Source organism: Bacterioplanes sanyensis (assembly GCF_002237535.1).
GTDB classification, from domain to species: domain Bacteria; phylum Pseudomonadota; class Gammaproteobacteria; order Pseudomonadales; family Oceanobacteraceae; genus Bacterioplanes; species Bacterioplanes sanyensis_A.
The window spans coordinates 3793307-3816199 of the sequence record NZ_CP022530.1; the positions used below are offsets into that span (position 1 = coordinate 3793307).

The window sequence follows — 22893 nt, forward strand, 5'->3', positions numbered from 1 at the left end:
ACAAACCCTCACTGTTAGATAACAGTGAGGGTTTTTTATGGGTGTCACCATGAACACAGCGGTCATCACAGGTGCAGCATCAGGCATTGGTTTAGCGACCGCCAAACGCCTTAACGCACAAGGCTATCGTTTGGCGTTGCTGGACCACAATCAAAGCCTTCTGCAGCAGCATTACAGCCATGAGCGCCATCAACAGGACGAATGCCATGCCGTCGATGTCTGCGATGCACAGGCGCTGAGCGATGCTGTTCAGGGTTTTTGCCAACGCCAAGATGGGCGGCTCGATTTGTTGCTTAACAGCGCCGGCATTTTAACCCTAGGTCGCTTTGAAGACATCAGTAGCGCTCGTCATCAGCAAATCCTCGACGTCAATGTGATGGGCACGATTAACGCGTGCCAGGCAGCTCTGCCATTTTTAAAGCGCGGCCAGCAGCCACTGATTATTAATATGAGCTCGGCTTCTGCGGTATCCGGCATTCCAGAATTGGCCGTTTACAGCGCCAGTAAATTTGCCATCCGTGGACTCACTGAAGCACTCATGCATGAACTGAAGCGCGATGGCATTCGCGTTACTGACATCATGCCGCCTTTTGTGGCCACCGACATGTTGTCCCAACAGCAAAGCGGTGCGGCGGTGCTGGATAAACTGGGGGTTGAATTAACCGCAGACGACGTGGCCGACGCCATCATGCGACAATTACACCACGCGCAAACACACCGGCCTGTTGGTTGGAAGTTTACACTGGCGTACTGGCTCAGTGAGGGTTTGCCGTCTGTGTTTACTCGACAGATTATTCACTGGCTGCAACGCTAGGGCCTGTAAACACTATTTCGATCACGCTGTTATGAGCTTGACACCCCTCATCAAGACGCAAAGAGGGATGTTTAACATGTTAAAGGATGAGCAACACAGATTTTTCAGCAAAAGCGGCATTGCGTTTCGTGAGCAGCGTATCGAAAGAAGTGTGCTTGGCATCGCTTTTCTGCAAACACATCAATCGCTTATTTAATAAGTAATGAGCAGCGAAAAGCGCGCATAGTATGAAGAGCTGAAACACGTTCATTAAGCCTACAGGTGCCTTACGCCTTGTCTAAAGTCTGATTCAACAGGCTGAGTGAGGCAGAACCAGCTGGCCCAGGGCCAGCTGAGGATCGTAAATTAATTAAACAGTGATTTGAGTTTGTCTTCCGCTTTGCGTTTTAGCTCATCACTTTTCTTATCGGCTTTTTCCTGCAGCTTGCTTTCTGCCTGCTGGCGCTGTTGTTCGACGTAGTCATCCAATTGCTTCTGCGCCAACTGCTGCAACTGTTCACTGGCGTCGGCCAGCTCGGCATCCTGCTGGTTAAAGAAATCGATTTCTTCCGCCATACCGTCGGTGTAGCGACTGATCTGCTCGTTCAAATAACGGTTAAAACGCTGCTGCAATTTTTCTTGCTGTTGTTTTAACCGAGCACCCAGAGCCGCCTGTAAGCGTTGATCCAAATCCGACCCTAACTGCACTTGCGGCTGTGAGAGGCTGCCGGAGACACCAGCGTCCATGGAGAACTCCGCTACTTGCTGCAATACCGCCAAAACTTCCTCGCTGGCGCGACTATTGGCCTCGCCAACAAACTGCGCTTGGCGGAACTGCGCTTCGGTTTGCACGCTTAAACTGCGGTTTTTCACCATCGCCAATGCGTCTACATCAACGCTGGCCGATGCCAAGGTGAGCTGTGAGCCCAATGCCCATGGCGGTAAAGACCATTGTCGAGCCGTTAGCGTCAGTGTGTCTTGCGTCGGCTGACGGCGGTGATCCAACACCAAATCTGTCGTTAATTGCTCCACTGTGGGAAATTCCTGCAAGGCAAAATTCACCCGCATCGGTTGTGGCATGACCTGCGGCTGGTGCGTTAGACCCTGGGCGCTAATTTCAATGCGCCCAGGCTGTAGGTTCGCTGTCAGTGACAGTCGGCGAATTAAAAAATCCGGCCACGGGTCGGCTGTCGGAAAGTGTACTGTTTGACCGATTAAACGCGGTGGCGGAACTGTGGTCTCTGTCGCTGTGTCTGAGCTGGAAGGCAAATCTTCCAGCGGCGGTAAAAATGGACGTATTTTGTTGTACCAATAGAGCGCATCCGCCGACCACTGCGCGACTTCATTTCCCCACAATAAGCGGCTGATATTAATCGCACCCTGACCATCGAGGGAGTACTGTTCTTTTAACATGGCCAAATCAGCCGCTGGTGCGCTACGTAGAGCTTGCAGCGACTGAGTCAATTCATCACGACTGATTTTTATCGTATCGCGAACGGCGATGACAGCATCACGATCAGAGCGCAGACGTTGTTTTAGCTGCTCCAGCTGCGCTTTTTTCTGCTTAAAGTCCTGCAGCGACTTAATCTCACCTTGCAGCAATGCCTCGACCTGCTGCTCGTATTGCTTTAATTGGGCATCGTTAGGTAACGCCTCCAAACGTTGCTCGATGTCTGGTCTGCGTGTCGCCACCACATCCCGCAAGGCTCGGCCCGCTTGATCGGTGGCCAATGCTTGGCGCTGCAGAATATCGTCCAGTGACGGTAACTGCGCCACCATCATCGGCGACTCCGCCTCACCGGCTTTCTCCGCATCACTGTCAGACGGGCCAGCCTCTGATGCTGGCAAGGCCCCAGATACACGACGCTCGGTATCAAATGCGACGTCGCTCAAATGCGCATCATCAATAATGATTTGACCAGCCAACAATGGCAGCAACGCCACATCAACCCGAACGCGACCAATTTCAATCGCATTTTCCATTGGATGCCGGCGATCGGTCACTGCAATGCCACGAATATCCAACCCCAGCGGACTGACACTGACACTGACAGAGTCAACTTCAACCAACGCGCCATTGGCCTTGGTACCCAGTGTTTCTATGGCGCTTTTCACCGTAGGGCCAGCGAGCACCATAACAATGGCTACCACCATCGCCACCACAGACACTACCGCAACCAAACCCCACCAACGAATCCATTGTTTCATCTCTTAGCCCACCGCCGACTGATACCACTGATAGAACTTACTTGCCTTCAGCGCTTGTACTATTTTGAGTTTGCGAATCCATGCCAGCCAGCGCGCCCGGTACTGCACCACCAACATACGCGTCAGCAGCGACAGAGGTAAAAAAGCCAGCAGCGCAATGGTGGTGCCACCCAGCATCAGCGTGTTGTTAAACTGCAGCACACGCCAGATACCTTGCTGATACAAGCTGGTCCATACGCCTTGCAACGATGACATCTGCAACAGCGCTGCCCCTAAGCGATCCGATAACGGATCCAACAACAGCGCCAGTAATGAAAAGCCCGCTAGGGCTGCAAAAAACGCGCTTAAATTTACCCGCAGCAGCAACACAATGGTCAGAATGAGTAAATTGTTGACGGTCCACATTGGCGTCAATGCCACCCAAAAAGCAAAAGCCACGGCCAGAGCAATCTGCCCCGGCGCCGACTCGGAATTCAGGGCTTTAAGAATTTGTGCCAGAAGATTAAGCATAACACTCAGGTCCAGACTAAAACGGCGTAGCCACCATAGTACAGATTGCCGCTGGGCGGAAGACGATAACGGTGCTCAGCAGCGCTGGCGGATTTTTTGCCTGAGCTGGCGAAGTTTTTCGCGCCGCAGCCGCACCGTTTGTAAATCTCCTTGGCTTTTTTTCAGCGCCCAACTGCGTTCACGCAACTTAGCAGTGCGACATTGATTGTCACTCCAGCTCACCGTTTGGCGACTTGCGCGTTTGCGTTTTTTCGCAGGTTTAAGCGAGGTCGACGATTTGGGCAACGCCGCGGGAACGCGCGGCATGTAGAAATTGCCATTTTGCTGCTGAATGCGCTGTATTTCCGGCGGCTCGGATGCGGACGGCCGCTGAGTGCTGGTTGATAGCTGCGGTGGCGGTTGATCACTAAAATGGACTTTGCCAGTGTCGTCAGTCCAACGGTATATGTCCGCCACCGCACTGACGGAAATAGCCCACAAACAGATCGTGAGTCGCTTCATATCAGCCTCCTTGCTGATTCGTTGTTCTAACCCAGTGGTTGCAGATGCCGCACCAGCAGCTGCAATTGGCGCCGCCCTTGCCACTCATTCACATCCAACGAGAACACGGCTTTGACGCGTCCTTGCAACGGCTGCAGCGTCAGATCGCCATTAAACCAAATGGCGTCCAACAGCTGCTGGCTGTTATCACCGGCCAGTACCAACTTTAAGTGTTTTTCTCCCACCACCCGCTGCTGCACCACATTGAATTCACCATCAAAGATCGGCTCGGCAAATGACTGCCCCCATGGCATGCCCCAGCGCAGCTGCTGCGCCAGCTCAAGGGTGAAATCCGCCGCGGAGAGTTCGCCATCGGATTGCCAGACGCGCTGCAAGTCTTCCTCTGTTAAGTGCTCGCTACATAACTGAACAAAAGCTTGTTGAAACGTTTCGAGCCCCGCGCGTTTTATCGTCATGCCAGCCGCCATGGCATGGCCGCCAAACTTAATCAGCAGCCCTGGCCAGCGTTTGTCCAACTCATCGAGCAAATCCCTCATGTGCAGCCCAGGTAACGAACGTGCTGAGCCCTTTAATACCCCGGAATCGTCATCGGCGAGGATAATCACCGGGCGATGAGCGCGCTCTTTAATGCGCGACGCCAAAATACCAATCACTCCCTGATGCCAGTCGCTTTGATACAAACACACACCCGCTGGCAGCGACTGGGACTCGGTATCAATAGCAGCCAAATAGCGCTCGGCTTCTTGTTGCATGCCCTGTTCAATGTCACGACGGCTGCGGTTCATCTCGTCTAATTGCTGCGCTAACGACCGAGCAGTGGCGGCGTCGTCGGAGAGCAAGCATTCAATGCCCAACGAGATGTCGTCCAATCGGCCCGCCGCATTAATACGCGGCCCCAACACAAAACCAAGATCGGCCGAGGCTAAGCGCTGCGGTTGTCGGCCCGCCACCTCCAGCAATGCCTTAATACCCGGCTGCACGTGGCCACGACGAATGCGGCGCAGCCCCTGCTCTACCAGAATGCGATTATTGCGATCCAGCGGCACCACATCGGCGACGGTGGCCAGTGCTACTAGATCCAGCCACTGTGCCAAATTGACATCGTTCGGCCAGCCCTGCGCCTGCAAACGCTTGCGCAGCGCCATCAACACGTAAAACAGCACCGCGCAGCCACAGGCCGCTTTGCTGGCAAACTCACAGCCTGGTTGATTGGGGTTCACAATGGCATCGGCGTCTGGCAGTTGCTCCGCTGCCAAATGATGGTCGGTCACAACCACCTTGATGCCCAGCGCTTTGGCAGCGGCCACACCGTCCACTGCGGCAATGCCATTGTCGACGGTCAGCAAGACATCCGGGCGCTGCTCTTGCGCTAAAAACACCAGCTCAGGTGACAGGCCATACCCGTGTTCGAATCGATTGGGAACCAGATAACTTACATGCTGAGCGCCAAAAGCACGAAACGCGCGCAGCGCCAGTGCCGTGCTGGTCGCACCATCGACATCAAAATCCCCCACCACCAACAAGGACTGCTGCTCCGTCACCACGGGCAATAAACAATCGACGGCGGTTTCAATGTCTTTGAGCGAGTCTGGCGGTAATAACTGCGCCAGACGATTTTCCAACTCGTCGGCGCTTTGAACGCCCCGCGCACTCAACACACGGGCAAATACAGGGTGTAAATTAGGCAATCGTTCAGCACTGGCTGAACGTCGAACTATGTGCATATCGAACCACAATTATTCTGGCGGCCGCACGCGCACGAAGCGAGCAAAACGTGGCAAACCGGTGACTGTGTCGCCATTGTATTCAAAAGTAATGCGGCTACCCAGTGGTGGTGGGTTGCGACGTTCTTCATCACTAAAGCCGGTGCCAATACGAAATCGCCGACCGTCGTCGGTCTCTACCAACAGCGCGCCGAGCATGCCGTGGTATTTACCATTGCCAGGCACATGTGCGACCACCTTGGCTTCATCGTCTTGATCGAGTTTCAGTTTTAACATGGCATCGGAGCGCTGTGCCTGGTAGCTGGCATCGGCGCGACGCAGCATCAAACCTTCACCGCCTGACGCCACCACCGCTTTTAACCGCTGCTGCAATTCCGCCTCGCCCGTCACCCGATGATGGGGCACCACCTGCAACCATGAACGGCGCATTTGCTCAGTCCAGGTCGTTAGCACCCACAGTCGCTGCTCAAATCCGGCGTTCATCTCTGGCATATCGAACAGCATAAAACGCACATCACGCCACGCCTGCTCATCTACTTGATGGCGTCGCACCAGGCCGCTCATTTCTGCAAAGCGGCCATAGCCCAGCCACAGCTCGCCATCCAGCGCGTGCTCGGGCAATGGTGCAGTAAACCAGCGCGGGGCAGCGATCGAATAGCCACCGCGCGTGCGTAGCTGGCGGCCATCCCAGTAGGCACGCACGCCGTCGAGTTTTTCGCTGACCAAATAGTGCTGCAAAGCAACACCAGGTTGATAGAGTTTGGCCAGCATCACTGGCGGTGGAGATTTTGCCGCCCACAGCGGTGCACTAAGACCGCACAGTGCCAGCAGCAATAACACAATGGCGAGACTATCCATGTGCAGCCCTCCTTGACCTAAGCACCTCATTACTCAAACAATGGCTGTACTGCCTCGCCACTGCTGGCGGGCAGATATCAGTCATAGGGATGAAAAGCGTTGATGTCGTTTTATTTATTGGGGCTCGGTAGCAATATCGACCCACACCGTCATTTGCAGCAGGTACAGCAGCCGCTGGCTGAATTAGGGCCGTTATTAGAGCAGTCTGCGGTGCTTGAAACTCAGGCTGAGGGCGACAATTTTTCCGGCACGTTTTGCAATCAACTGGTGATCCTGCGCTGTGAGCTGCCGCCAACTCTGCTCAAGCAAAAACTGCAGCGGATTGAAGTGCAATTAGGCCGCGAGCCGAAAAACCCAGCACGCAAGCATAAAGACCGCACCATCGACATTGATATTTTGGGCCGTGCCGACAGCATCGAGCACTGCCGGCAACTGCCATTAGAAGACGATTATTACCAACAGGTGCAGCGTCAGTGGTTGGAAAAGGTTTGCTCGTAGCGATTCGTCACGAAACGACCGCCATCCACTCGCATCACAGTGCCGGTTAATGAGGGGTTCGAAATCAGAAAATCGGCACTATCAATCACACTTTGGTACCCCAGCTCTTGCTTGATCAGTGATTGCGACAGTACTTTTTGGCGGTAGGCTTCGTCGTGCTCTGGCAAAAACTGAATGGGCCCAGGCTGAATCACATTCACTCGCACTTTACCTGCCCAGCGTTGCGCCATGCTCAATGACCAGTTCTGCAGTGCGGCTTTGGAAGCACAATAAACAGCAAAACGTTGGTTGGGAATATCGGCATAAATATCGCTGATATTTACCATGGCCGCACCCTCTGCCCAGGTTAGTGAACCGGTGAGTTCACTCGGTGCCAGCACATGCACATTAAAATGGCGTTGAAAATGCTCGACGCTGTCTTCTGCCGCTGCGTCGGGCTGAAAGCAACTGGCGTTGTGAATAAAAGCGTGGATCGGCCCCAGCGATTGCAACTGTTGCGATAACTGTGCAATGGCATCTGGGTCAGACAAATCGGCCTGCAACTGCGTCAACTGCGGGTGAGACTCAAGCTCTGAGCGGGTATTGTAATGTGCAATCACCTGCCAGCCTTGGGCGAGAAAATGCTCCGCCAACTGCTTGCCCATGCGCCGGCCGGCGCCAGTAATCACAATTGTTTTTGCTATGCCTTTTTCAAGGCCTTCTGCCTTACTCGTTGCCATATCAGCACCCTGTTTAAACCTGAGTGCCACATGGTAGCCAGCCGCGCGCTGACCACCAAGCAAAGTTTTTTAAGGTTTTATTGCTGTCGTGCTGCCTGGAAACCAGTGCCGGGTCCGATTGGCCACCGCCACTAACGACAGCATCACAGGTACTTCCACCAACACGCCAACCACGGTAGCCAGCGCAGCTCCTGAATGCAGACCAAAAACAGCAATGGCGACGGCTACGGCCAGCTCAAAGAAGTTAGAGGTACCAATTAAACAGGCCGGTGCGGCAATTCGATGCGGCAGTTTTAGCCAATATGCTCCAGCATAAGCCAATACAAAGATACCGTAGGTCTGCAGCAATAACGGCACGGTGATCATGGCAATGACCAAAGGCTGGGCCAGCAAGGTGTTGGCCTGAAAGCCAAACAGTAGCAATACCGTCAGCAATAAGCTGACCACAGACCAGGGTTTTAACCGCGTTTCCAAACGCTGAATTTTCTGCTCATCCTGGGCGCACAGATAGCGCGTCAATACGCCCGCTATCAGTGGAATAAGCACGTAGAGCAGTACCGACAGCAGCAGCGTTTGCCAGGGCACCACCACATCCGTCAGGCCTAATAGCAACCCAGCCAAAGGCGCAAAGGCAAATATCATGATGACATCGTTGAGCGACACCTGCAGCAGGGTATAGTTGGCATCTCCTCGGGTTAGTTGACTCCATACAAACACCATGGCGGTACAGGGTGCGACGCCCAATAAAATCATACCGGCGATGTACTCTTCTGCGGTTTGCGGATCAACCCAGCCGGCAAACACCACTTTAAAAAATAACCAGCCGAGAAAGGCCATGCTGAAAGGCTTAATCAACCAATTCACAACAACGGTTAACAGCAGTCCTTGCGGCTGTTTGGAGACATGGGCCAACGCTCGAAAGTCGATTTGCACCATCATTGGATAAATCATGCACCAAATCAGTATGGCCACCAGCAAGTTGACCTGCGCATACTGAAAATCGGCCAGCACTGAGAACAACGAGGGAAAAACGCTGCCCAATACAACGCCCAGCGCCATCGCCAGCGCGACCCACAACGACAAATAACGTTCAAAAATACCCATAGAAATTCCAGAGTGATTCAGCAATAAATACTGGCACCTACGCCAACCCAGTTATTGATGTGGATTGCCAATTTCTTCAGACAGTGACTCAATAGAAACTGTCATTTAACGCAAACTGCCATGCAACGCAGACACCATGCACTGCAGCAAATAGCTGACTGTAGATAACACCCAATTGGCGCACAGTTTAAAAACATCTGACAGCAATAAATCACAGAGACGATTGATTCACGCGCTGCATCAGAGCTTCTGCCGACTCCACCCGCTCAGAATAACGATCCACCAGATAGTCGCTAACGTCACGCGTCATCAGGGTAAACTTAATTAGCTCTTCCATCACGTCGACCACGCGCAAATAATAGCCCGACGGTTTCATGCGCCCATGCTCATCAAACTCATTAAACGCTTTCGCCACTGCCGACTGATTAGGGATCGTGATCATACGCATCCACCGGCCCAACACACGCAGCTGATTCACCACGTTAAAGGACTGCGAGCCGCCGCACACTTGCATCACCGCTAAGGTTTTCCCTTGCGTCGGGCGCACGGCTCCGAGCGATAAAGGTATCCAGTCGATTTGCGCTTTCATTACCGCCGTCATCGCGCCATGGCGCTCTGGCGAGCACCAAACTTGCCCTTCACTCCAGCTGACCAAATCACGCAGCTCTGCCACTTTCGGGTGATCCACGTCGGTGGCATCTGGCAACGGCAGCCCTGAAGGGTTGTAGATTTTTACTTCCGCTCCCATTTGCGCTAACAAACGCGCACTTTCTTCTACCAGAAAGCGACTGTAAGAGCGCTCCCGCAATGAGCCATAAAGCAGCAAAATACGCGGCGGATGAGAAGAATGCGGACGTTGCAGTGCTTCTATAGAGGGGCGCTGAAACTGTTCAGTATCAATGTTGGGCAAACCGATATCAGGCATGTGGGTGTTCTTCGACTAGTTGATGTAACGCATCAGACCACTGCTGCGGTGGCAATTGAGCAATGTCACGCAAGCGCATTACACGCTGGCGAATTTCAGCAATAACCTGATCAAACGCGGCTTGGGTATTGACCTCATCCAGCTGTAATTTAGACGGATCAGGCAGCCCCCAGTGCAAACGCAGGGCATTTCCTAACCATACCGGGCAAGCTTCGGCTGCCGCATGATCACACACCGTGATCACCACATCGGGAGCAAATGTTTGATGTGCCTGCAAAGACTCACTGCGCCAACTGCGGTGGTCGATACCCGCTCGCTGCAATGCTTGCAAAGTGGATGGATGCACCTGACCGGCAGGTTCGCTGCCAGCGCTGCGCACGTCGATCACATCCGCCGCCAAATCTGCCGTAATCGCTTCGGATAAAATGCTGCGACAACGATTGTGGGTACAGATATACAACAACTTCATCTTAGCGCTCACAACACTCCTCCTGCGTTACCGTCATCCGCTCGCGACACTGTTTTAAATAGTCGACGCTGTGTTCGCGCGTCGTCGTCAGTACTTGAGTGACCCAGGCAGGCAACTTAGGGTGTAAGCGGTAGTACACCCACTTACCACGTCGCTCATCTGTCACCAGCTGACAGCGGCGTAACTCGCTTAAATGGCGCGACACCTTGGGTTGCGCCAGCGCCAACGCGCTTTGCAAATCGCACACACACAGCTCGTCGTAGTCGCTGATCAGCAACAATGACTTCAGCCGCGTGTCATCGGCCAGGCATTTGTAAACAATCAGTGGGGACATCACACCTCCTTCATATGCGAAAAATCATATATATGAAATTTCAGATGTCAACCAAGAGCCACCCCACCTCGCTGCTCTAAGCCCACTGCTCCGGCTTCCTACAGCTGGCATTTTGATGGTCTCGTTAGTCGGCGGCGCTTCTGTAAGAAGTTACACCGTGTAACCTAACGACGGCATGGCACGGCAATACCAGTCATTATTCTGATATTATTAACAGTAGTATCTCCCTATCATTTTCATGAAAGGTACAGGAGCGTACGCCGCAGCAAAGGGACACATAATGCCAAGCCCAAACTCACAACAAAAACCAATCGATAGCCAGTACAAAAGCATCGTAAGGGCGCTCTCACTATGATTGGCGTACTGTCTTATCTCAGCCGTCAGCGTAAAAAAATGCTTGAGCACTCTCCCACAGAAAGTGCAAACAATCTGCACTTGCTAACACTGGACGAACTGGCACAGCATCAAGGCATGAGCTGTGAGACGATGAAAAACCATTTATTTCATCGTGGTTATTTGCAACAACAAGGAAGTGAATATTTGCCCACAACTAAAGCCTTAGCAGCAGGCGTTATTTGCAATAAGAATGGGCCAACCTCAGTAACGCTATGGCCAGAATCTTTTTTCGACGAGATCGAGCAGCCATATACGTAGCCCGGTGATTTATGCCGTGGCTGCCACCATCTGCATGCCAAGATTGATTTGCGTTTAACCCAAGAAAACTTCAAATAAGTTCGAGCGTCGGCACAATAACGCAGAACCATACATCACCTCGTGTCCATAAATGACGATGATAAACATCCAATTTCAGTAGAAAAAGCTGATTTTTAGCTGAAAATTAGCCTACCTGCTTGTCAGCGATTAAACTGTTTACAGCCAAGGACCGCAGCCACTCCCTTCGTCTTTGCTCCACAAGAGCAACGATCAGACGATTTCTATTCTATTGCGGAGCCGGCAACGGTCAGTGAATTGAACATCGCGCGACACAGCGCCGGGAAGTAACATGACCAAAACCATCCGCGCCACCTTGAATAACTACACCAGTTATCCTTGGACTTACGTCACCAGCCACTTACCTCCCACCAGCGAGCTGCTTGTTACCAGCCCAGACACAGCCGCAACACCGCGACCGTTCGCGGAACAAATAGCGCCGTCAGACAGTTTGACTGTTGAATTTGAACTGTTCGGCAAGCAGACCAAACCCGTGACTGGCTTCGTTCACTACAGCATTTGCAATGCGCTCAACCCCAAAACCATATTGGCATTAGACTTTAGTATTAACCCGCAGCAGTTAACGGCCGACTTTCGCATAGGCTTTCTATTCAGATCCGACCCTAGGCACCAATTTCTTGGCAGCTCACGAATCGACATTATCGAGCCCTCAGACCAGACACCGATGCGTACCTATCACCTCGCAGTCTACGGCCAAACCGTGGAACGCCCCCTGGTCAGACCAGACAAGCCCTGGGTAGCACCTGGCATGGGCTGAGCCACGACCTGCGCTGCAGCAGACTCATGAGATGCGATCCCAGCGTCGAATCAGCCATATACCTGCAGCGCGGCCCTGGTGTACGATGATCAACCAACTGTGAAAACCTATGCTTGATCAGACTCTGGCCAAGCCGCCATACGCTATAAGGAAGGGCAACGGCGATGCAAATAACTCCACAAATGCTCTATGCCGAGCACTACACCTGGGACACTGGCAAATCAAAAAACAATAACCCGCCAGAAAATGACCCGGACAAGATCAATAAAAATGCCGGTCAAGAAATGATTGCATTCTTGCAGCAAATGGCCGACGAGCTAAAGATAACTGCCAAAGCGGATATCCAATCAATCGAAATTTACCTATTGTCACGGCGCTGCAAAACCGACGACTCCAAACGTAGCCTTTTCAGAAAAGTCTGCACGCACTTTAATTTCGCTTAACACCATCCCCATATAGGAGCAGCACGAGCTGCTCCTGATAATTATTCTATGAGAGCGTTGAAGATATCTACATCTTAGGCCAGAAAACTGTCTAGTTTGAAAAAGGTTGTTATAAACCATGTAAGTATTTATCGATAAGAAAAGTCCCGCTTTCATCAAGAATCCAGGCCATGGATATCCATTGAGCACTGTCGACTCCTAAACGATCAAGAATGGTATCGGCAATCGGAGCAATAGCGCCATATTTATCATGGCGAACAATGCGCCCTGTCCAATCGATCAATTATAGAAAACCCGTTTTTTTCATCAAATACTTGGCAGGGCACCTTGCAGAGGATTGCCAACAAAACAATAAGCTTTAGCCTGTTGATTGGGATAGCTTGGCTGCTTGCGTGTTTTGGCTTTCTTAATCCGGCGTTTAACCGGCGTATGCGCCGATACTTCTGGTCTGAAAGACATATTTTTTCTCACTGGTTTCAAATCGGCATAAGCCATGCGTGCAGCCAGTGCAGCGTCATCCAGCAGTGCCTGGAACTTAAACTGTCATTCCCATCAATATTCGGGAAATATTGACACGGCTATGAAGCTTGCAACCTAGACTTCAAGAGTGAGCGACGTGATAACCGACCAAAAAACCGATCTTCTTGGTTGGCTTCTCGTGCAATGGCTTCATTTAGTACTCGCATAAACCAGCTGATGCTGGACAAGCGTGAGCGCCATTCTTCGACATAAATCTGCAGCCGGTTTTGCTCTGCGACTCCCATGGCATCGCCGCTCAAAAACCGTTGAGACAGAATATTAGCGCAAAACAGTGTGTGCCAGCGCTCGATCACCTCGGGATCGCTCCAATGGCTCGCATGCTCAGCATCAATAGAAAACGGCATGATAATAGTTGCTCATAATGGCGTAGGCTGCCACGTCAACGGCAAATACTTGTGGCAAAGACAGCAGCTTATCTTCCAGCCAGCCTCGGCGATGCTCGTAGCACTGGCCGCTCAAATGGTAATCCCCCCGAAAAATAACAGCAGCCAAAAGTAGAATTTTCTCGTAACCTAAGCGCAGGAGATTCTGCATAAAAAAATCACGCTACACAGACAGCCAGATCATGGCGATCCTTAAGCAAGCCGAGGCCGGCACACCCGTACCGGAACTTTGCCGTGAACACGGCATGAGCAGCGCGAAATTTTACAAATGGCGAGCCAAATACGGTGGCATGGATGCCTCCCTCATGGCACGTATGAAGGAGCTTGAGGAAGAAAACCGACGCCTCAAGAAAATGTACGCCTAAGAGCGCCTCAAAGCTGAGATCATTCAGGAAGCCATGGCAAAAAAGTGGTGAAGCCCCAGGCGCGGCGTATGCTGGCTCAACAATCTGTCGTTGAGCGCAAGATCAGCATTCGTCTGGCCTGTCGGATATTCGCCGTGAGCGAAACCTGTTACCGCTATCAGCCCAAACTCAGTGACGAAAACGCTGACATCGCCCACCGACTTATAAAGCTAACTGATGCAGAAAGCGACTGGGGTTTTGGGCTTTGCTTTGACTACTTACGCAACGTCGAGGGGCATCCATGGAACCACAAACGTGTTTATCGGATCTATTGTGAGCAAGCATTGAATTTACGTATTAAGCCCCGGCGTCGATTAAAGCGACAGGTGCCCGAGCCACTGAAAGAGCCCATCAGGCCCAACCAAATTTGGTCAATGGACTTTATGCACGACCAATTAGCGGATGGTCGTCACTATCGACTATTTAATGTCATCGACGACTATCGGCGTGAAGCACTGTGCACCGAAGCGGATTTTTCGTTGCCAGCCCCCAGGGTTATTCGAGCACTGAATCAGCTACTGGAATGGAGGCCGAACCCCGCTGCCATACGCTGTGACAATGGGCCGGAATTTATCAGTACTGAGTTTGTTAAGTGGGCCAGGCTGCATGGTATTCGAATTGAATACATTCAACCTGGAAAGCCTCAGCAAAATGCCTATATCGAGCGTCATAACCGCATAATGCGTTACAGCTGGGTCAGCAAGCACCTGTTTGAATCGATTGAGGAAGTTCAGGAGTATGCAACGAACTGGCTGTGGTTTAACAATCACAAACGGCCACACAAGGCCAATGGAGGCAAGCCACCTTTGATGGCAGCCTAACTTCTACTTTTAGCGTCAGTTAAAAAAGGGGAGATTACCAAATGAGCTGTACCGCAGAGAAAAGCACGCCGCACACAGCGTGATACGCAATGATAATACGGCGTGGCGTCGAGGGAGACCTGATGTTTTCTGGGCTAGGGCATAGCCGTGCAGCAGCTTAAATCAGCCTAGCCTCTGCGGAGAGGGATACCACGAGCGTGACAGCTTAGGGTGGGTGTCCGTCTAGTTGCGTCTAGTTTAGGGGGGGGGTCAGACTAGTTTATCGTCCGTCTAATCGTTGTTTCTCACAAACCTAACAACAAGAAGAAACAACGAGAAAATCGCTCCCAGCAACATTACCCCAGGAAAGATTAACTCCCAAGAGAAACCAAATTTAAGATAAATTACTCCTCCAAAGAAAACAGAAAAGAATAAACACACAAAAAAAGATTTTCTAATCCCAACCACCTCCTCCAATGAGAGCGCTGCCGCATGATCTAAGAGCCCATTGTCATTAAAAATCGAATAAGCAACATAGTAGCAGTTTCTAATCTCAGACTTTCGACGAAGAAAAAACAGAAGAACCAAAAACAGCAACAAAAAAGCAAATGGCGCAACTGGGTGCAACTGGAACGAAAACGCCATAATCGGGACAGCAGCGACAGGAGCCTTATCGATACCAAGAACATCCCTAGCCAGTGCATCCTTACAGCCAGGCTTAACCTTCATCCTAGCCTCTGGGTGCTTCCTGGTTTTAGGAAAGCAGCTCCACTCCTCACCATCTAGCTCAAAGTAGTCATCATGTGAATAAAACACACTCCCCCCGAACGTGCATCAAAAAGAAAAATCAAAGAACTCGGATTCTACAGAAACGTATTTGATTTGCACCCAACAAAGCGATGACGTGGACTGTAACGCAGTCACATACGACCCAAACACTATACTTCTGACGCCATAACACAATCGTAGGCAAGCTTTAGATTTAGAGTCAGCCTCCCCCAAATAGAATGACGGTCTCGTTTGATCTGCCACACTCGCCGCTGAGCCCCTTACCGGCTTAAAGACGTCAGAGGATAGCCAATCGAACATGGCACTCCGGCTCTGCAGAAACTGAGATCACCTAGCCGCTGCAAATCGAGCTGCCACTAGCGTGACAGCTTGGGGTGGGTATCCATATAGTTGCATGTGAGTGTTAGTTCTTTACAAGTACTTATCTAATTACCCCACCAGTCATCTTGTAAACAATAGATTGCACTTTCTCTAATTCTTGAGCCAGATCTGGATCTGATTCCTCGAACTCATGAACTGCATATGTGCCTACGTTTATCTCCTTTAATTTATTCCTGTCAGAGTTAGTATCTTGCAGGACCGACAAAAGAAAATCTAACTGGGCACCTATTGATTGGAACAATCACAAAATCAGGAGCCGCCCTTAAACGGCCACTAATTAATTTTTTTACTGTCTCAACTTTATCTATTTTTACACTCATTTAATCACCAATCTCAAAAAGTGGTTTCTGAGAAAAAAAGCTGACACCTCCCACCAGCCATTAAGTAACTTTTTCCTTTGACAGACCAAGCATCTTCAACAGTTAATACCCTACTCTTAAGTACATCAACTTTTTGAGTAGTTCGATATGGGGCTTGTATCTTAGATTCAACAACCTGTAGAGCACGATTAAATCCATCTGAATTTACCCCTAGAAGCTGTTTCACAACTTCTTTAGCACGATCATCATGCAGGCGGCGTGAAAGAAGGCTCGATACATTGAGAGCTTTCTTTCCCATCGAACCACTAATCGCCGATAATTTCCAAGCCAAGCAAAAGTGCGCTCTACTTTCCAGCGACGGTCGTACCTTCTCAGCTTTCTACCATCTTGCAGCGGCGCTTTTCTCCTGTTTCGACGATGTGGACAAATGAGATCAACGCCCCGTTTCTTTAACGCCATTCGCAGAGGATCAGAGTCTGCCGCTTTATCGTAAATCAAACGCTTCACCTTGCTCTTGCCATAGGAAACATTTAACAAAGCCTCAATCAGATTGACCTCCGCCGGTGACGCTGAGCCAAGTGTCAGCCCGATTGGAATGCCTTCGCCATCGACGACTATCATCCACTTCGACCCCTTACCACGCTTGGTTTTTCCAACACCGAGGCCCCTTTTTTTGCGGGTGCAAAACTACCATCAGAAAACGATTCTTCCCAATTTAACCGCGACTGTTGATCCAGAACGCGAAGAAGCTTACGCCAGGCTTTGACCCATGCACCTTGCTCTTCCCAGTACTGAAGGCGGCGCCAGCAGGTACTCGGTGAAGGATAGCGCTCGGGTAGATCACGCCAGCGCGCACCTGAACGTAAGACCCATAAAATGCCCTCGAAACAGGCTCGATTGCTGATAGGTTTGGGACCCCCTTTGCCACGAGGCAGGCTGGGTAAACAAGGCTCAATGTGTGCCCACTGTTGGTCGGTCAGTTCTGAGGTTGAACGTTTCATGGTGGAGGAGTTGAAGCTGATAGTTTTGATTATTATATCGGACTGAAGGTTATGAAACAGCTTCTAACTATATAGGCAAGGTAGCTGCACTCAAGGAATAACAACTCCCCTGAGGAGCACCTCGCGTCTGGAATTGGAACAGCTACTTACCACTATTGATAGTTACGATATCCACTGGCTGTGTGAAATCGATCCCAGACAATTGAGATGAAATATCTACTTCATCAAAGCCCTGCGACTTGTAGAAGTTGAAGGCAGCGTCCTGTCTTCCTCTAACATTATTGTCGGAATTCAGATCGCCAGTTCGACCATACTTCTCATTCAAACATACACGACGAGCCGCCGTAGCATCAACGCTACTGTTTGGAACCACACCACCAAAATACCCATCCAGTTGCCCAACTTTAAAGTCCTCATTACAAGCCACTGGCGTGACATCGCTCAGCGTACCAAGAGTCTGACTTGACCCTTTCACTGCCGAGCTCGCCGCCATTCACGCCCCGCCATGGTTGACGTGGCACGCGCAGCGTAAGGCAGACTGGTTAATGCACCGCGCATCATTGGCAGCAATCCCATCGCCTCAGCTCCCTCACCTAACAATATGGTGGGCAGTACTGCTGTATTCAACCCAGTTGCAACCAAGTTATAAGCGCTATTCACGCCTGTCTCGAAGAGACCAGCCCCATCTCGAGCAGAGTAAGTTGGCAATAGCTGCCGCTCTAGCAAGAAGTTGTCGAACTGCTCTAGCGCCGATAGTTCGTTTTGCTGGTTATAAAGCGCACGAACCTGAACTGCTAGCGTATCCTCCCAATCTAGATTGGTAACAGGTGCATCACCTTATTAAGCGTCATACCAGTTCAAATACTGGCCGGGTTCGTTTCAATTTGCTCATTGTCGAGCACCAGTGGCAACCCCGCAGTGATGGAAGCTGCTCAAAGTAAAGCTCTTCAACAACAGACGGCATCTGGAGGAATATTCGGAGGAGTGTTCGACCGACACCGCCGATAGACTAAATGACGCGCTTTATTCACAGCAGGGCTACAACAAAGAATACGTTAATCTGTTGATGGGTCACACAACTCAGAAGATGACGGAAGCGTACACAGATCAGCATCAACAGTGGACAGAGTGTGCTGCGGATTTGAGCTTGTGAAGCTACTGGATATTCTTAGGATTTTCGTATTTTTTCTTACGGCATTTCAGAAACAAAAACAGGCACCTGTAAGTGCCTGTTTTGTAAGGAATTCTTGGTAGGACTACCCAGATTTGAACTGGGGACCTCTACCATGTCAAAATCGCAGCCATCATCACCTAACCCATTGATTTTATTAGACTTTACCCATCTAAAAAGCTTGTCAAAACTGCTCAAATCGGCTCAATTTTGAGCGATTCCATGGGCTTTGGACTACTGGATATTCCCATCAGGATTGATGCATTCTGAAGCACTAGCTTGCTGTAATGGTAGATTTGTCCTTATGCCTTAGACGGCCATTCAAGTCATCAGCTACCGATTTAGAGCTCCTAGTTTCAATCAGATCCACAAGAGCCAAGAGGGTTTTGACCTCAGCAAAAACACATGCGCACATAAAAATAATGGCAACTATGACTTCAAATAAAACAGCACCGTCTCTACTCAACCACACCGTCAATACGAACAAAATAGCGAAGAAAGCAAAGTAAGCCATAAGCTCCCTCAGCTTCATAACCTTAGACCTAGTAAATCTCAATCCAAGAAAAACTAGGTGGTTAGGAACGAACCTCCATTCGCCAGCCACCATCTCTAGCTTTAGTTCATCCTTCTTTTCGACATACAGCTTTGCTGCTTCGAGATCCATTTCAAACCTATCAATGACCTCAGAATCAGTGACATCTGCATTCTTCCCAAAGACCTCTTTGAGCAAAGCCTCCTGATACAAGCCCTTGTAGCAGCTGATGTCTGGTGATTGAGCTGATAGTTTTGCCAACGCCTCGGATTCTCTTGTCCCTTTGTATGCTCTCACTTTGAGCATGGCGTCTATAGCACTTGGCAGGCGCATAAACATCGCTAAAACACCTACTATGATGGGAGCCAAGATTAAGATTGTTTGGTTAATATCTAATTGCATTACATGCTCTTTCATCTTCTAAGCGGGAAGTTACCACCGCAAGCTTTTGCACGCCCTCGCCGTATGCTCGCGCATAGTCTCGACAGCCCGAATAGCACTGTGAGTGCTGTCAGCTCTCGTACTCAACCTGATTCCCATCCCCTCGGTCCCGAACGCTAGTGCGATGCGGTGTCTTCAAGTGGTTATCGTTGCCTGTAATGATCACCGACTTAGGCACTGTCTTCAGGGTCACGTAGTTGTTGCTGCCGGTGATTTTGACGACTGACTCAGGTTGAGGCCGTCGTAGGGTGTGCTGCCCATTGGTGTCGATGATGATTTCTTCAGCGCCGCCGGTTGTTCTGGTTCCCACCATATCACCGTCGCTGCTGCCGCCTCCGCCGCAACCAGCCAAAGCACTGACCAGCACCCCAATGAACAAAACGTTCTTGATAGACATCGCTCCCTCTCCTTGTCTTGAATATCCCTAGCCACATGCCGCTACTGGCTTGGCTGTTAGGGCCTGCATTCTTACAGCACCGCTCCACCACGACAAGTCCCGTCGCTGAGTGTTACACCACCTAACATCAACGACCCAGCTGTGTTGCCCGCATGGAACCGTGCCGATATGCTGACAATTAGCACAACAATCAGCCAATAGTTTGAGAAATAATTTCAGCATGAGTGACAGTTTCAAAGCCGGTGATTTGGTCCAACTCAAATCAGGAGGCCCGCTGATGACGGTCGAAGCCGTGGTGGGTAATGGTCAAATTGCCTGCTACTGGTTCGATCAAGCAACCGTTAAAAACTACATCTTCAAAGATGTCACCCTGGAAAAACACGAGAAAGCCACTGGTGCAGCCACGGCTTAGCCGTGTATAAATAAACCACACAACAGCGCCGCACTGGCGCGATGCACACCAGTCGCACAAGGATGAGCACCATGATCAGAGGCGTAATCGCCCTGCTTTTGACCTTAATCGCGGGAACAGCTTACGCTGGCTGTCGAACCGAGTCCTCATGCTTCGAACCCCACATCTACCACCAGATCGACAACGGCAAGGTAGTGAGTGTTTGCACCAACTACCCCGAGAGCCATTGGAAGCATCGACGCTGCCGGATGGCCGCCAATCGCCATTTTCGCGATGAGTGCAATGAATACCGGGAAAAGGCTCGCCGAGCCAAGAGTGAATCTAAACGCAAGCGGTTTAAGCGCCTACAAGGTGCTTACTGCTCCTTCAGGTACTGATGACGAAAAGCCTCAGCAGCCAAAACCTGGAAAGGTTTGCTCTTAATGTTCATGACTTAGACTTCAGCAAAGGCTAAAACGTGACACACAGCCGAACACACCCACCAGAAAAAGCAACCACCGACACAAAAACCAACTAAAAAAGCTAAAGAGGATAAAAATGGGAATACTAATCAGCCAAGCAACTGAAGAAAACTTAAGAAAGCTGGTTCATGAAATACGAAAAACACCATCAGACGTCGAAGCAACATTCCCAAAAGGAGAGCATCGAAACCTAAGAAAAATACTACTCCACATGCACGAAAAAACAGAATCATGGAATAGAAACTGCACCATCTCTGCAAAATCCGAAGGGAGTTATTTAAACAAAGGAATATCAAGCGCCATCAATGGAGAAAAAGACGCGCTACATTTTTTAAAGCTGTCAGTATATACCTCACTAATCGAATACAATATAAAAGAAATCACCCCGGACGACGAACTAATTGAAACACAAAAACAAATCGAGACAGAGGTAGAGAAAAGTACATCTGAAGAACTAAGAATAACGATCAGAAATTTCCCGGCCAAAGTCCTAACAAACATAGTTAGGTCAAATGATTACAGGTCATTCTTGAATTTCTCAGACCTCAAAGCGGAAGCAGATGAAGCAATAGACCAATCAAATAAGTTCTTAAAAGAAACTAAAGAACAACTTAAAAACATTGAATCAAGAACAAGAGTAACCCATGAAAAGACAAACTTTATAAAATTAACAGAAGGGTTCAAATCACTTCACGAATCAAAAAAAGAAGATTTAGCAAAAACCAAAGCTTTCCTCATCGCCTTAGGGGTCCTAGTTCTAATACCTCCAACTCTTGGATTCCTTCACACTTCATTTGACATAAAGAGCATATTGGACCTAAACACAGAAATATTCTCGAGATCATTGCCACTAATATCAATAGAAATAATACTTATATATTTCTTTAGGATAGTCCTTTCAAACCATCAATCCCTAAAAGCCGAAATACTGCAACTATCTCTCAGAACAACACTTTGCGAATTCATACAAGATTACGCTAAAAACTCTAAAGATATGAAAGAGAATGATCAAAGTGCACTTGAGAAATTCGAGGCAGTAATTTTTAGTGGCATTGCCTCGAACCCTGAAAAAATCCCTAACACGTTTGATGGCTTAGATCAAATCCTTAGAATCGCCAAATCAATAAAATCAGGTGGATAAATAGACTTTAAGCCTCGAACGGTTTTTTTTGTTCCTGCTCATTGGGCTGATTTGACCACTCTCTGGCAACTCCTCCCCTGTCACCAGCCAATAAGCATACTCAGGCCAGACCTTAACCAGAGCATCAACATCAGATGCTCTCATTTCATTCTGCCCAGTTTTTACCTTATGCCAGCGCCCGGCACTAATGCCCGTTTGCTTTTGAAGCCAAGGCATTTTGACGTCTTCAACATTCGCTAATAGCACAAACCTATCGACAATCCTTTCCATATCACCAACTTCTATTTGCCCATATTGGGAAGATTTGCCTAATATAGGCAAACAGAGATTAGAATCTCTTGTCGGGTGCTACCACACCCCACGGGTTAAAAACCAAACACACATGTCGCTGTATGTCGCTCTGTGCCGATGAGTATACCAACACTCTGGCCAGAGAACGAAAGGAAGGACCACATGAACGATCGGATTCTGGCTTATCAGTGGGTTTTTACCAGTTTTGTGCCAACGGGTGACAAAAAGCTGGTTTTATACACGCACTGCTGTTCAACGGTGCCCACTCCATTGTCTGTGGCGATTCAACAGATCAACCGGAGCTTTTGAACATGGAACATCCCAACATCCACTACGTGTCGATTCCGCCGGTCATGTCGCAAGAGCAGTTTGCTGCCTTCTTGGGCATCACCCAGGACACCGTGCGCGGTTGGATTCAGACCGACACCGTGCCGAGAGTCAAAATTGCCGGTCGCAACTTTGTGAACCTCGAACTGATGTCGCGTCATTTGCGCGATGGTAAGGACATTTTTACCAAAGGCGATTACGCCGATTAGGAGGAAGCCCTCATGGTCAAGGATGTACCGTCACCCATTCCGCTGCAAAACGAACTGTTAGAGGTACCCGGCAGTGTGGCGTTATTGGAATACCAAACGGCATTCAAAAACGACAGCACACACCTGCCTGAGGTATCGCTGAGGTATTTGATTTATTTAATTCTGGATAACAAGCCAGATAACGAAATTCAGCGCTTCGCGTTGCAGATACGCAGTGATCTGAACGCCGAACGCTTAGAAACGTGGCAACAACAGGCCACACAGAACGATGGTGCATGCCATTAAACGAGCAGTAAGACGTAAAAAATAAAGCAGCCA

The 22893-nt window shown here is 49.9% G+C and carries 31 protein-coding genes and 3 pseudogenes; 10 read left to right on the top strand and 24 right to left on the bottom strand.

Annotated features, from left to right (window positions below; translation table 11 throughout):
- Positions 1–49: 49 nt before the first annotated feature.
- Entirely contained in the window at positions 50–814 is a 765-nt protein-coding gene (locus CHH28_RS17250) for an SDR family oxidoreductase (protein WP_094062130.1), read from the top strand.
- A 345-nt stretch (positions 815–1159) separates the two neighbouring features.
- Here the strand turns inward: CHH28_RS17250 and CHH28_RS17255 are convergent, their stop codons facing one another.
- From CHH28_RS17255 to CHH28_RS17275, 5 genes are all read right to left on the bottom strand, one after another.
- Positions 1160–3001 carry a TIGR03545 family protein gene (locus CHH28_RS17255; RefSeq protein WP_094061487.1) on the bottom strand — a complete coding sequence of 614 codons (1842 nt, stop codon included), beginning with the start codon at positions 2999–3001 and terminating at the stop codon, positions 1160–1162.
- Positions 3002–3004: 3 nt separating this feature from the next.
- On the bottom strand, positions 3005–3511 hold the full coding sequence (locus CHH28_RS17260) for a TIGR03546 family protein (RefSeq protein ID WP_094061488.1): 507 nt from the start codon (positions 3509–3511) through the stop codon (positions 3005–3007).
- Positions 3512–3586: 75 nt separating this feature from the next.
- Positions 3587–4012 carry a DUF4124 domain-containing protein gene (locus CHH28_RS17265; protein WP_094061489.1) on the bottom strand — a complete coding sequence of 142 codons (426 nt, stop codon included), beginning with the start codon at positions 4010–4012 and terminating at the stop codon, positions 3587–3589.
- A 26-nt stretch (positions 4013–4038) separates the two neighbouring features.
- Entirely contained in the window at positions 4039–5736 is a 1698-nt protein-coding gene (recJ, locus tag CHH28_RS17270; RefSeq protein ID WP_094061490.1) for a single-stranded-DNA-specific exonuclease RecJ, read from the bottom strand.
- 12 nt (positions 5737–5748) lie between these two features.
- On the bottom strand, positions 5749–6594 hold the full coding sequence (locus CHH28_RS17275) for a DNA ligase (RefSeq protein ID WP_233243646.1): 846 nt from the start codon (positions 6592–6594) through the stop codon (positions 5749–5751).
- A gap of 102 nt (positions 6595–6696) precedes the next feature.
- On the opposite strand from CHH28_RS17275, the gene folK reads away from it, so the two are divergent.
- Positions 6697–7092, top strand: a complete 396-nt coding sequence (gene folK, locus CHH28_RS17280) for a 2-amino-4-hydroxy-6-hydroxymethyldihydropteridine diphosphokinase (protein ID WP_094061492.1) — start codon at positions 6697–6699, stop codon at positions 7090–7092.
- Here the strand turns inward: folK and CHH28_RS17285 are convergent.
- The 5 genes from CHH28_RS17285 to CHH28_RS17305 all read right to left on the bottom strand — a co-directional run bounded on the left by CHH28_RS17285 (position 7065) and on the right by CHH28_RS17305 (position 10643).
- The gene (locus CHH28_RS17285) at positions 7065–7811 is read right to left on the bottom strand and encodes an SDR family NAD(P)-dependent oxidoreductase (protein WP_233243647.1); all 747 of its coding nucleotides are present in this window, start codon (positions 7809–7811) and stop codon (positions 7065–7067) included. The two genes, folK and CHH28_RS17285, sit on opposite strands and share 28 nt — an antisense overlap.
- A 69-nt stretch (positions 7812–7880) precedes the next feature.
- The gene (gene arsB, locus CHH28_RS17290) at positions 7881–8915 is read right to left on the bottom strand and encodes an ACR3 family arsenite efflux transporter (RefSeq protein WP_094061493.1); all 1035 of its coding nucleotides are present in this window, start codon (positions 8913–8915) and stop codon (positions 7881–7883) included.
- A gap of 211 nt (positions 8916–9126) precedes the next feature.
- The gene (gene arsH / locus CHH28_RS17295; protein WP_094061494.1) at positions 9127–9840 is read right to left on the bottom strand and encodes an arsenical resistance protein ArsH; all 714 of its coding nucleotides are present in this window, start codon (positions 9838–9840) and stop codon (positions 9127–9129) included.
- Positions 9833–10321: an arsenate reductase ArsC gene (locus tag CHH28_RS17300; RefSeq protein WP_233243648.1), complete on the bottom strand. Its 489-nt coding sequence runs from the start codon at positions 10319–10321 to the stop codon at positions 9833–9835. Before CHH28_RS17300 ends, arsH begins: the two co-directional genes overlap by 8 nt.
- Entirely contained in the window at positions 10311–10643 is a 333-nt protein-coding gene (locus CHH28_RS17305; RefSeq protein ID WP_094061496.1) for a metalloregulator ArsR/SmtB family transcription factor, read from the bottom strand. The genes CHH28_RS17300 and CHH28_RS17305 overlap by 11 nt, the downstream gene beginning before the upstream one ends.
- 351 nt (positions 10644–10994) lie before the next feature.
- On the opposite strand from CHH28_RS17305, the gene CHH28_RS17310 reads away from it, so the two are divergent.
- From CHH28_RS17310 to CHH28_RS17320, 3 genes are all read left to right on the top strand, one after another.
- Positions 10995–11297: a hypothetical protein gene (locus CHH28_RS17310; protein ID WP_094061497.1), complete on the top strand. Its 303-nt coding sequence runs from the start codon at positions 10995–10997 to the stop codon at positions 11295–11297.
- Positions 11298–11646: 349 nt separating this feature from the next.
- On the top strand, positions 11647–12132 hold the full coding sequence (locus CHH28_RS17315) for a hypothetical protein (protein WP_094061498.1): 486 nt from the start codon (positions 11647–11649) through the stop codon (positions 12130–12132).
- A 164-nt stretch (positions 12133–12296) separates the two neighbouring features.
- Positions 12297–12575, top strand: coding sequence for a hypothetical protein (locus tag CHH28_RS17320; RefSeq protein WP_094061499.1), 279 nt, complete (start codon positions 12297–12299; stop codon positions 12573–12575).
- A gap of 109 nt (positions 12576–12684) precedes the next feature.
- Here the strand turns inward: CHH28_RS17320 and CHH28_RS19965 are convergent, their stop codons facing one another.
- From CHH28_RS19965 to CHH28_RS20425, 4 genes are all read right to left on the bottom strand, one after another.
- Positions 12685–12858 carry a hypothetical protein gene (locus tag CHH28_RS19965; protein WP_157729983.1) on the bottom strand — a complete coding sequence of 58 codons (174 nt, stop codon included), beginning with the start codon at positions 12856–12858 and terminating at the stop codon, positions 12685–12687.
- 23 nt (positions 12859–12881) lie between these two features.
- Positions 12882–13070 (bottom strand): hypothetical protein, encoded by a 189-nt coding sequence (locus tag CHH28_RS17325; protein WP_094061500.1) that lies wholly within the window; start codon positions 13068–13070, stop codon positions 12882–12884.
- An 83-nt stretch (positions 13071–13153) separates the two neighbouring features.
- On the bottom strand, positions 13154–13459 hold the full coding sequence (locus CHH28_RS17330) for a hypothetical protein (protein ID WP_094061501.1): 306 nt from the start codon (positions 13457–13459) through the stop codon (positions 13154–13156).
- Positions 13443–13574 (bottom strand): hypothetical protein, encoded by a 132-nt coding sequence (locus CHH28_RS20425; RefSeq protein ID WP_269843671.1) that lies wholly within the window; start codon positions 13572–13574, stop codon positions 13443–13445. Before CHH28_RS20425 ends, CHH28_RS17330 begins: the two co-directional genes overlap by 17 nt.
- A gap of 73 nt (positions 13575–13647) precedes the next feature.
- On the opposite strand from CHH28_RS20425, the pseudogene CHH28_RS17340 reads away from it, so the two are divergent.
- Positions 13648–14723, top strand: a pseudogene (locus CHH28_RS17340) (IS3 family transposase).
- A 50-nt stretch (positions 14724–14773) separates the two neighbouring features.
- Here the strand turns inward: CHH28_RS17340 and CHH28_RS20690 are convergent.
- The 9 genes and pseudogenes from CHH28_RS20690 to CHH28_RS17375 all read right to left on the bottom strand — a co-directional run.
- Positions 14774–14857: pseudogene (locus tag CHH28_RS20690) on the bottom strand (Type I secretion system protein TolC); the annotation flags it as partial.
- Positions 14858–14993: 136 nt separating this feature from the next.
- Positions 14994–15518, bottom strand: coding sequence for a hypothetical protein (locus CHH28_RS17345; protein ID WP_157729984.1), 525 nt, complete (start codon positions 15516–15518; stop codon positions 14994–14996).
- Between the two features lie 394 nt (positions 15519–15912).
- Positions 15913–16113 carry an immunity protein Tsi6 family protein gene (locus tag CHH28_RS20695; RefSeq protein WP_420093154.1) on the bottom strand — a complete coding sequence of 67 codons (201 nt, stop codon included), beginning with the start codon at positions 16111–16113 and terminating at the stop codon, positions 15913–15915.
- 92 nt (positions 16114–16205) lie between these two features.
- Entirely contained in the window at positions 16206–16490 is a 285-nt protein-coding gene (locus CHH28_RS20700) for a polymorphic toxin type 46 domain-containing protein (protein WP_094061504.1), read from the bottom strand.
- Positions 16415–16843 (bottom strand): annotated as a pseudogene (locus CHH28_RS17355) (IS5 family transposase); the annotation flags it as partial. The gene CHH28_RS20700 and the pseudogene CHH28_RS17355, both read right to left, overlap by 76 nt.
- Positions 16810–17193 carry a transposase gene (locus tag CHH28_RS20705; protein ID WP_094058567.1) on the bottom strand — a complete coding sequence of 128 codons (384 nt, stop codon included), beginning with the start codon at positions 17191–17193 and terminating at the stop codon, positions 16810–16812. The pseudogene CHH28_RS17355 and the gene CHH28_RS20705, both read right to left, overlap by 34 nt.
- 142 nt (positions 17194–17335) lie before the next feature.
- Entirely contained in the window at positions 17336–17686 is a 351-nt protein-coding gene (locus tag CHH28_RS17365; protein WP_094061505.1) for a polymorphic toxin type 46 domain-containing protein, read from the bottom strand.
- 952 nt (positions 17687–18638) lie between these two features.
- Complete coding sequence (locus CHH28_RS17370) at positions 18639–19298, bottom strand: hypothetical protein (RefSeq protein ID WP_094061506.1); 660 nt, start codon at positions 19296–19298, stop codon at positions 18639–18641.
- Between the two features lie 109 nt (positions 19299–19407).
- Positions 19408–19734, bottom strand: coding sequence for a DUF3060 domain-containing protein (locus CHH28_RS17375; RefSeq protein WP_094061507.1), 327 nt, complete (start codon positions 19732–19734; stop codon positions 19408–19410).
- A gap of 220 nt (positions 19735–19954) precedes the next feature.
- Between CHH28_RS17375 and CHH28_RS17380 the strand changes: the two genes are divergently transcribed.
- Positions 19955–20146: a YodC family protein gene (locus tag CHH28_RS17380; protein WP_094061508.1), complete on the top strand. Its 192-nt coding sequence runs from the start codon at positions 19955–19957 to the stop codon at positions 20144–20146.
- Between the two features lie 537 nt (positions 20147–20683).
- The gene (locus CHH28_RS17385; RefSeq protein WP_094061509.1) at positions 20684–21748 is read left to right on the top strand and encodes a hypothetical protein; all 1065 of its coding nucleotides are present in this window, start codon (positions 20684–20686) and stop codon (positions 21746–21748) included.
- Here CHH28_RS17385 and CHH28_RS17390 read toward each other — a convergent pair.
- Positions 21737–22018: a hypothetical protein gene (locus CHH28_RS17390; RefSeq protein ID WP_094061510.1), complete on the bottom strand. Its 282-nt coding sequence runs from the start codon at positions 22016–22018 to the stop codon at positions 21737–21739. The genes CHH28_RS17385 and CHH28_RS17390 overlap by 12 nt on opposite strands.
- Positions 22019–22350: 332 nt before the next feature.
- On the opposite strand from CHH28_RS17390, the gene CHH28_RS17395 reads away from it, so the two are divergent.
- Positions 22351–22575 (top strand): helix-turn-helix domain-containing protein, encoded by a 225-nt coding sequence (locus tag CHH28_RS17395; RefSeq protein WP_199243936.1) that lies wholly within the window; start codon positions 22351–22353, stop codon positions 22573–22575.
- Positions 22576–22587: 12 nt separating this feature from the next.
- Positions 22588–22860: a hypothetical protein gene (locus CHH28_RS17400; RefSeq protein ID WP_094061511.1), complete on the top strand. Its 273-nt coding sequence runs from the start codon at positions 22588–22590 to the stop codon at positions 22858–22860.
- Positions 22861–22893 lie beyond the last annotated feature (33 nt).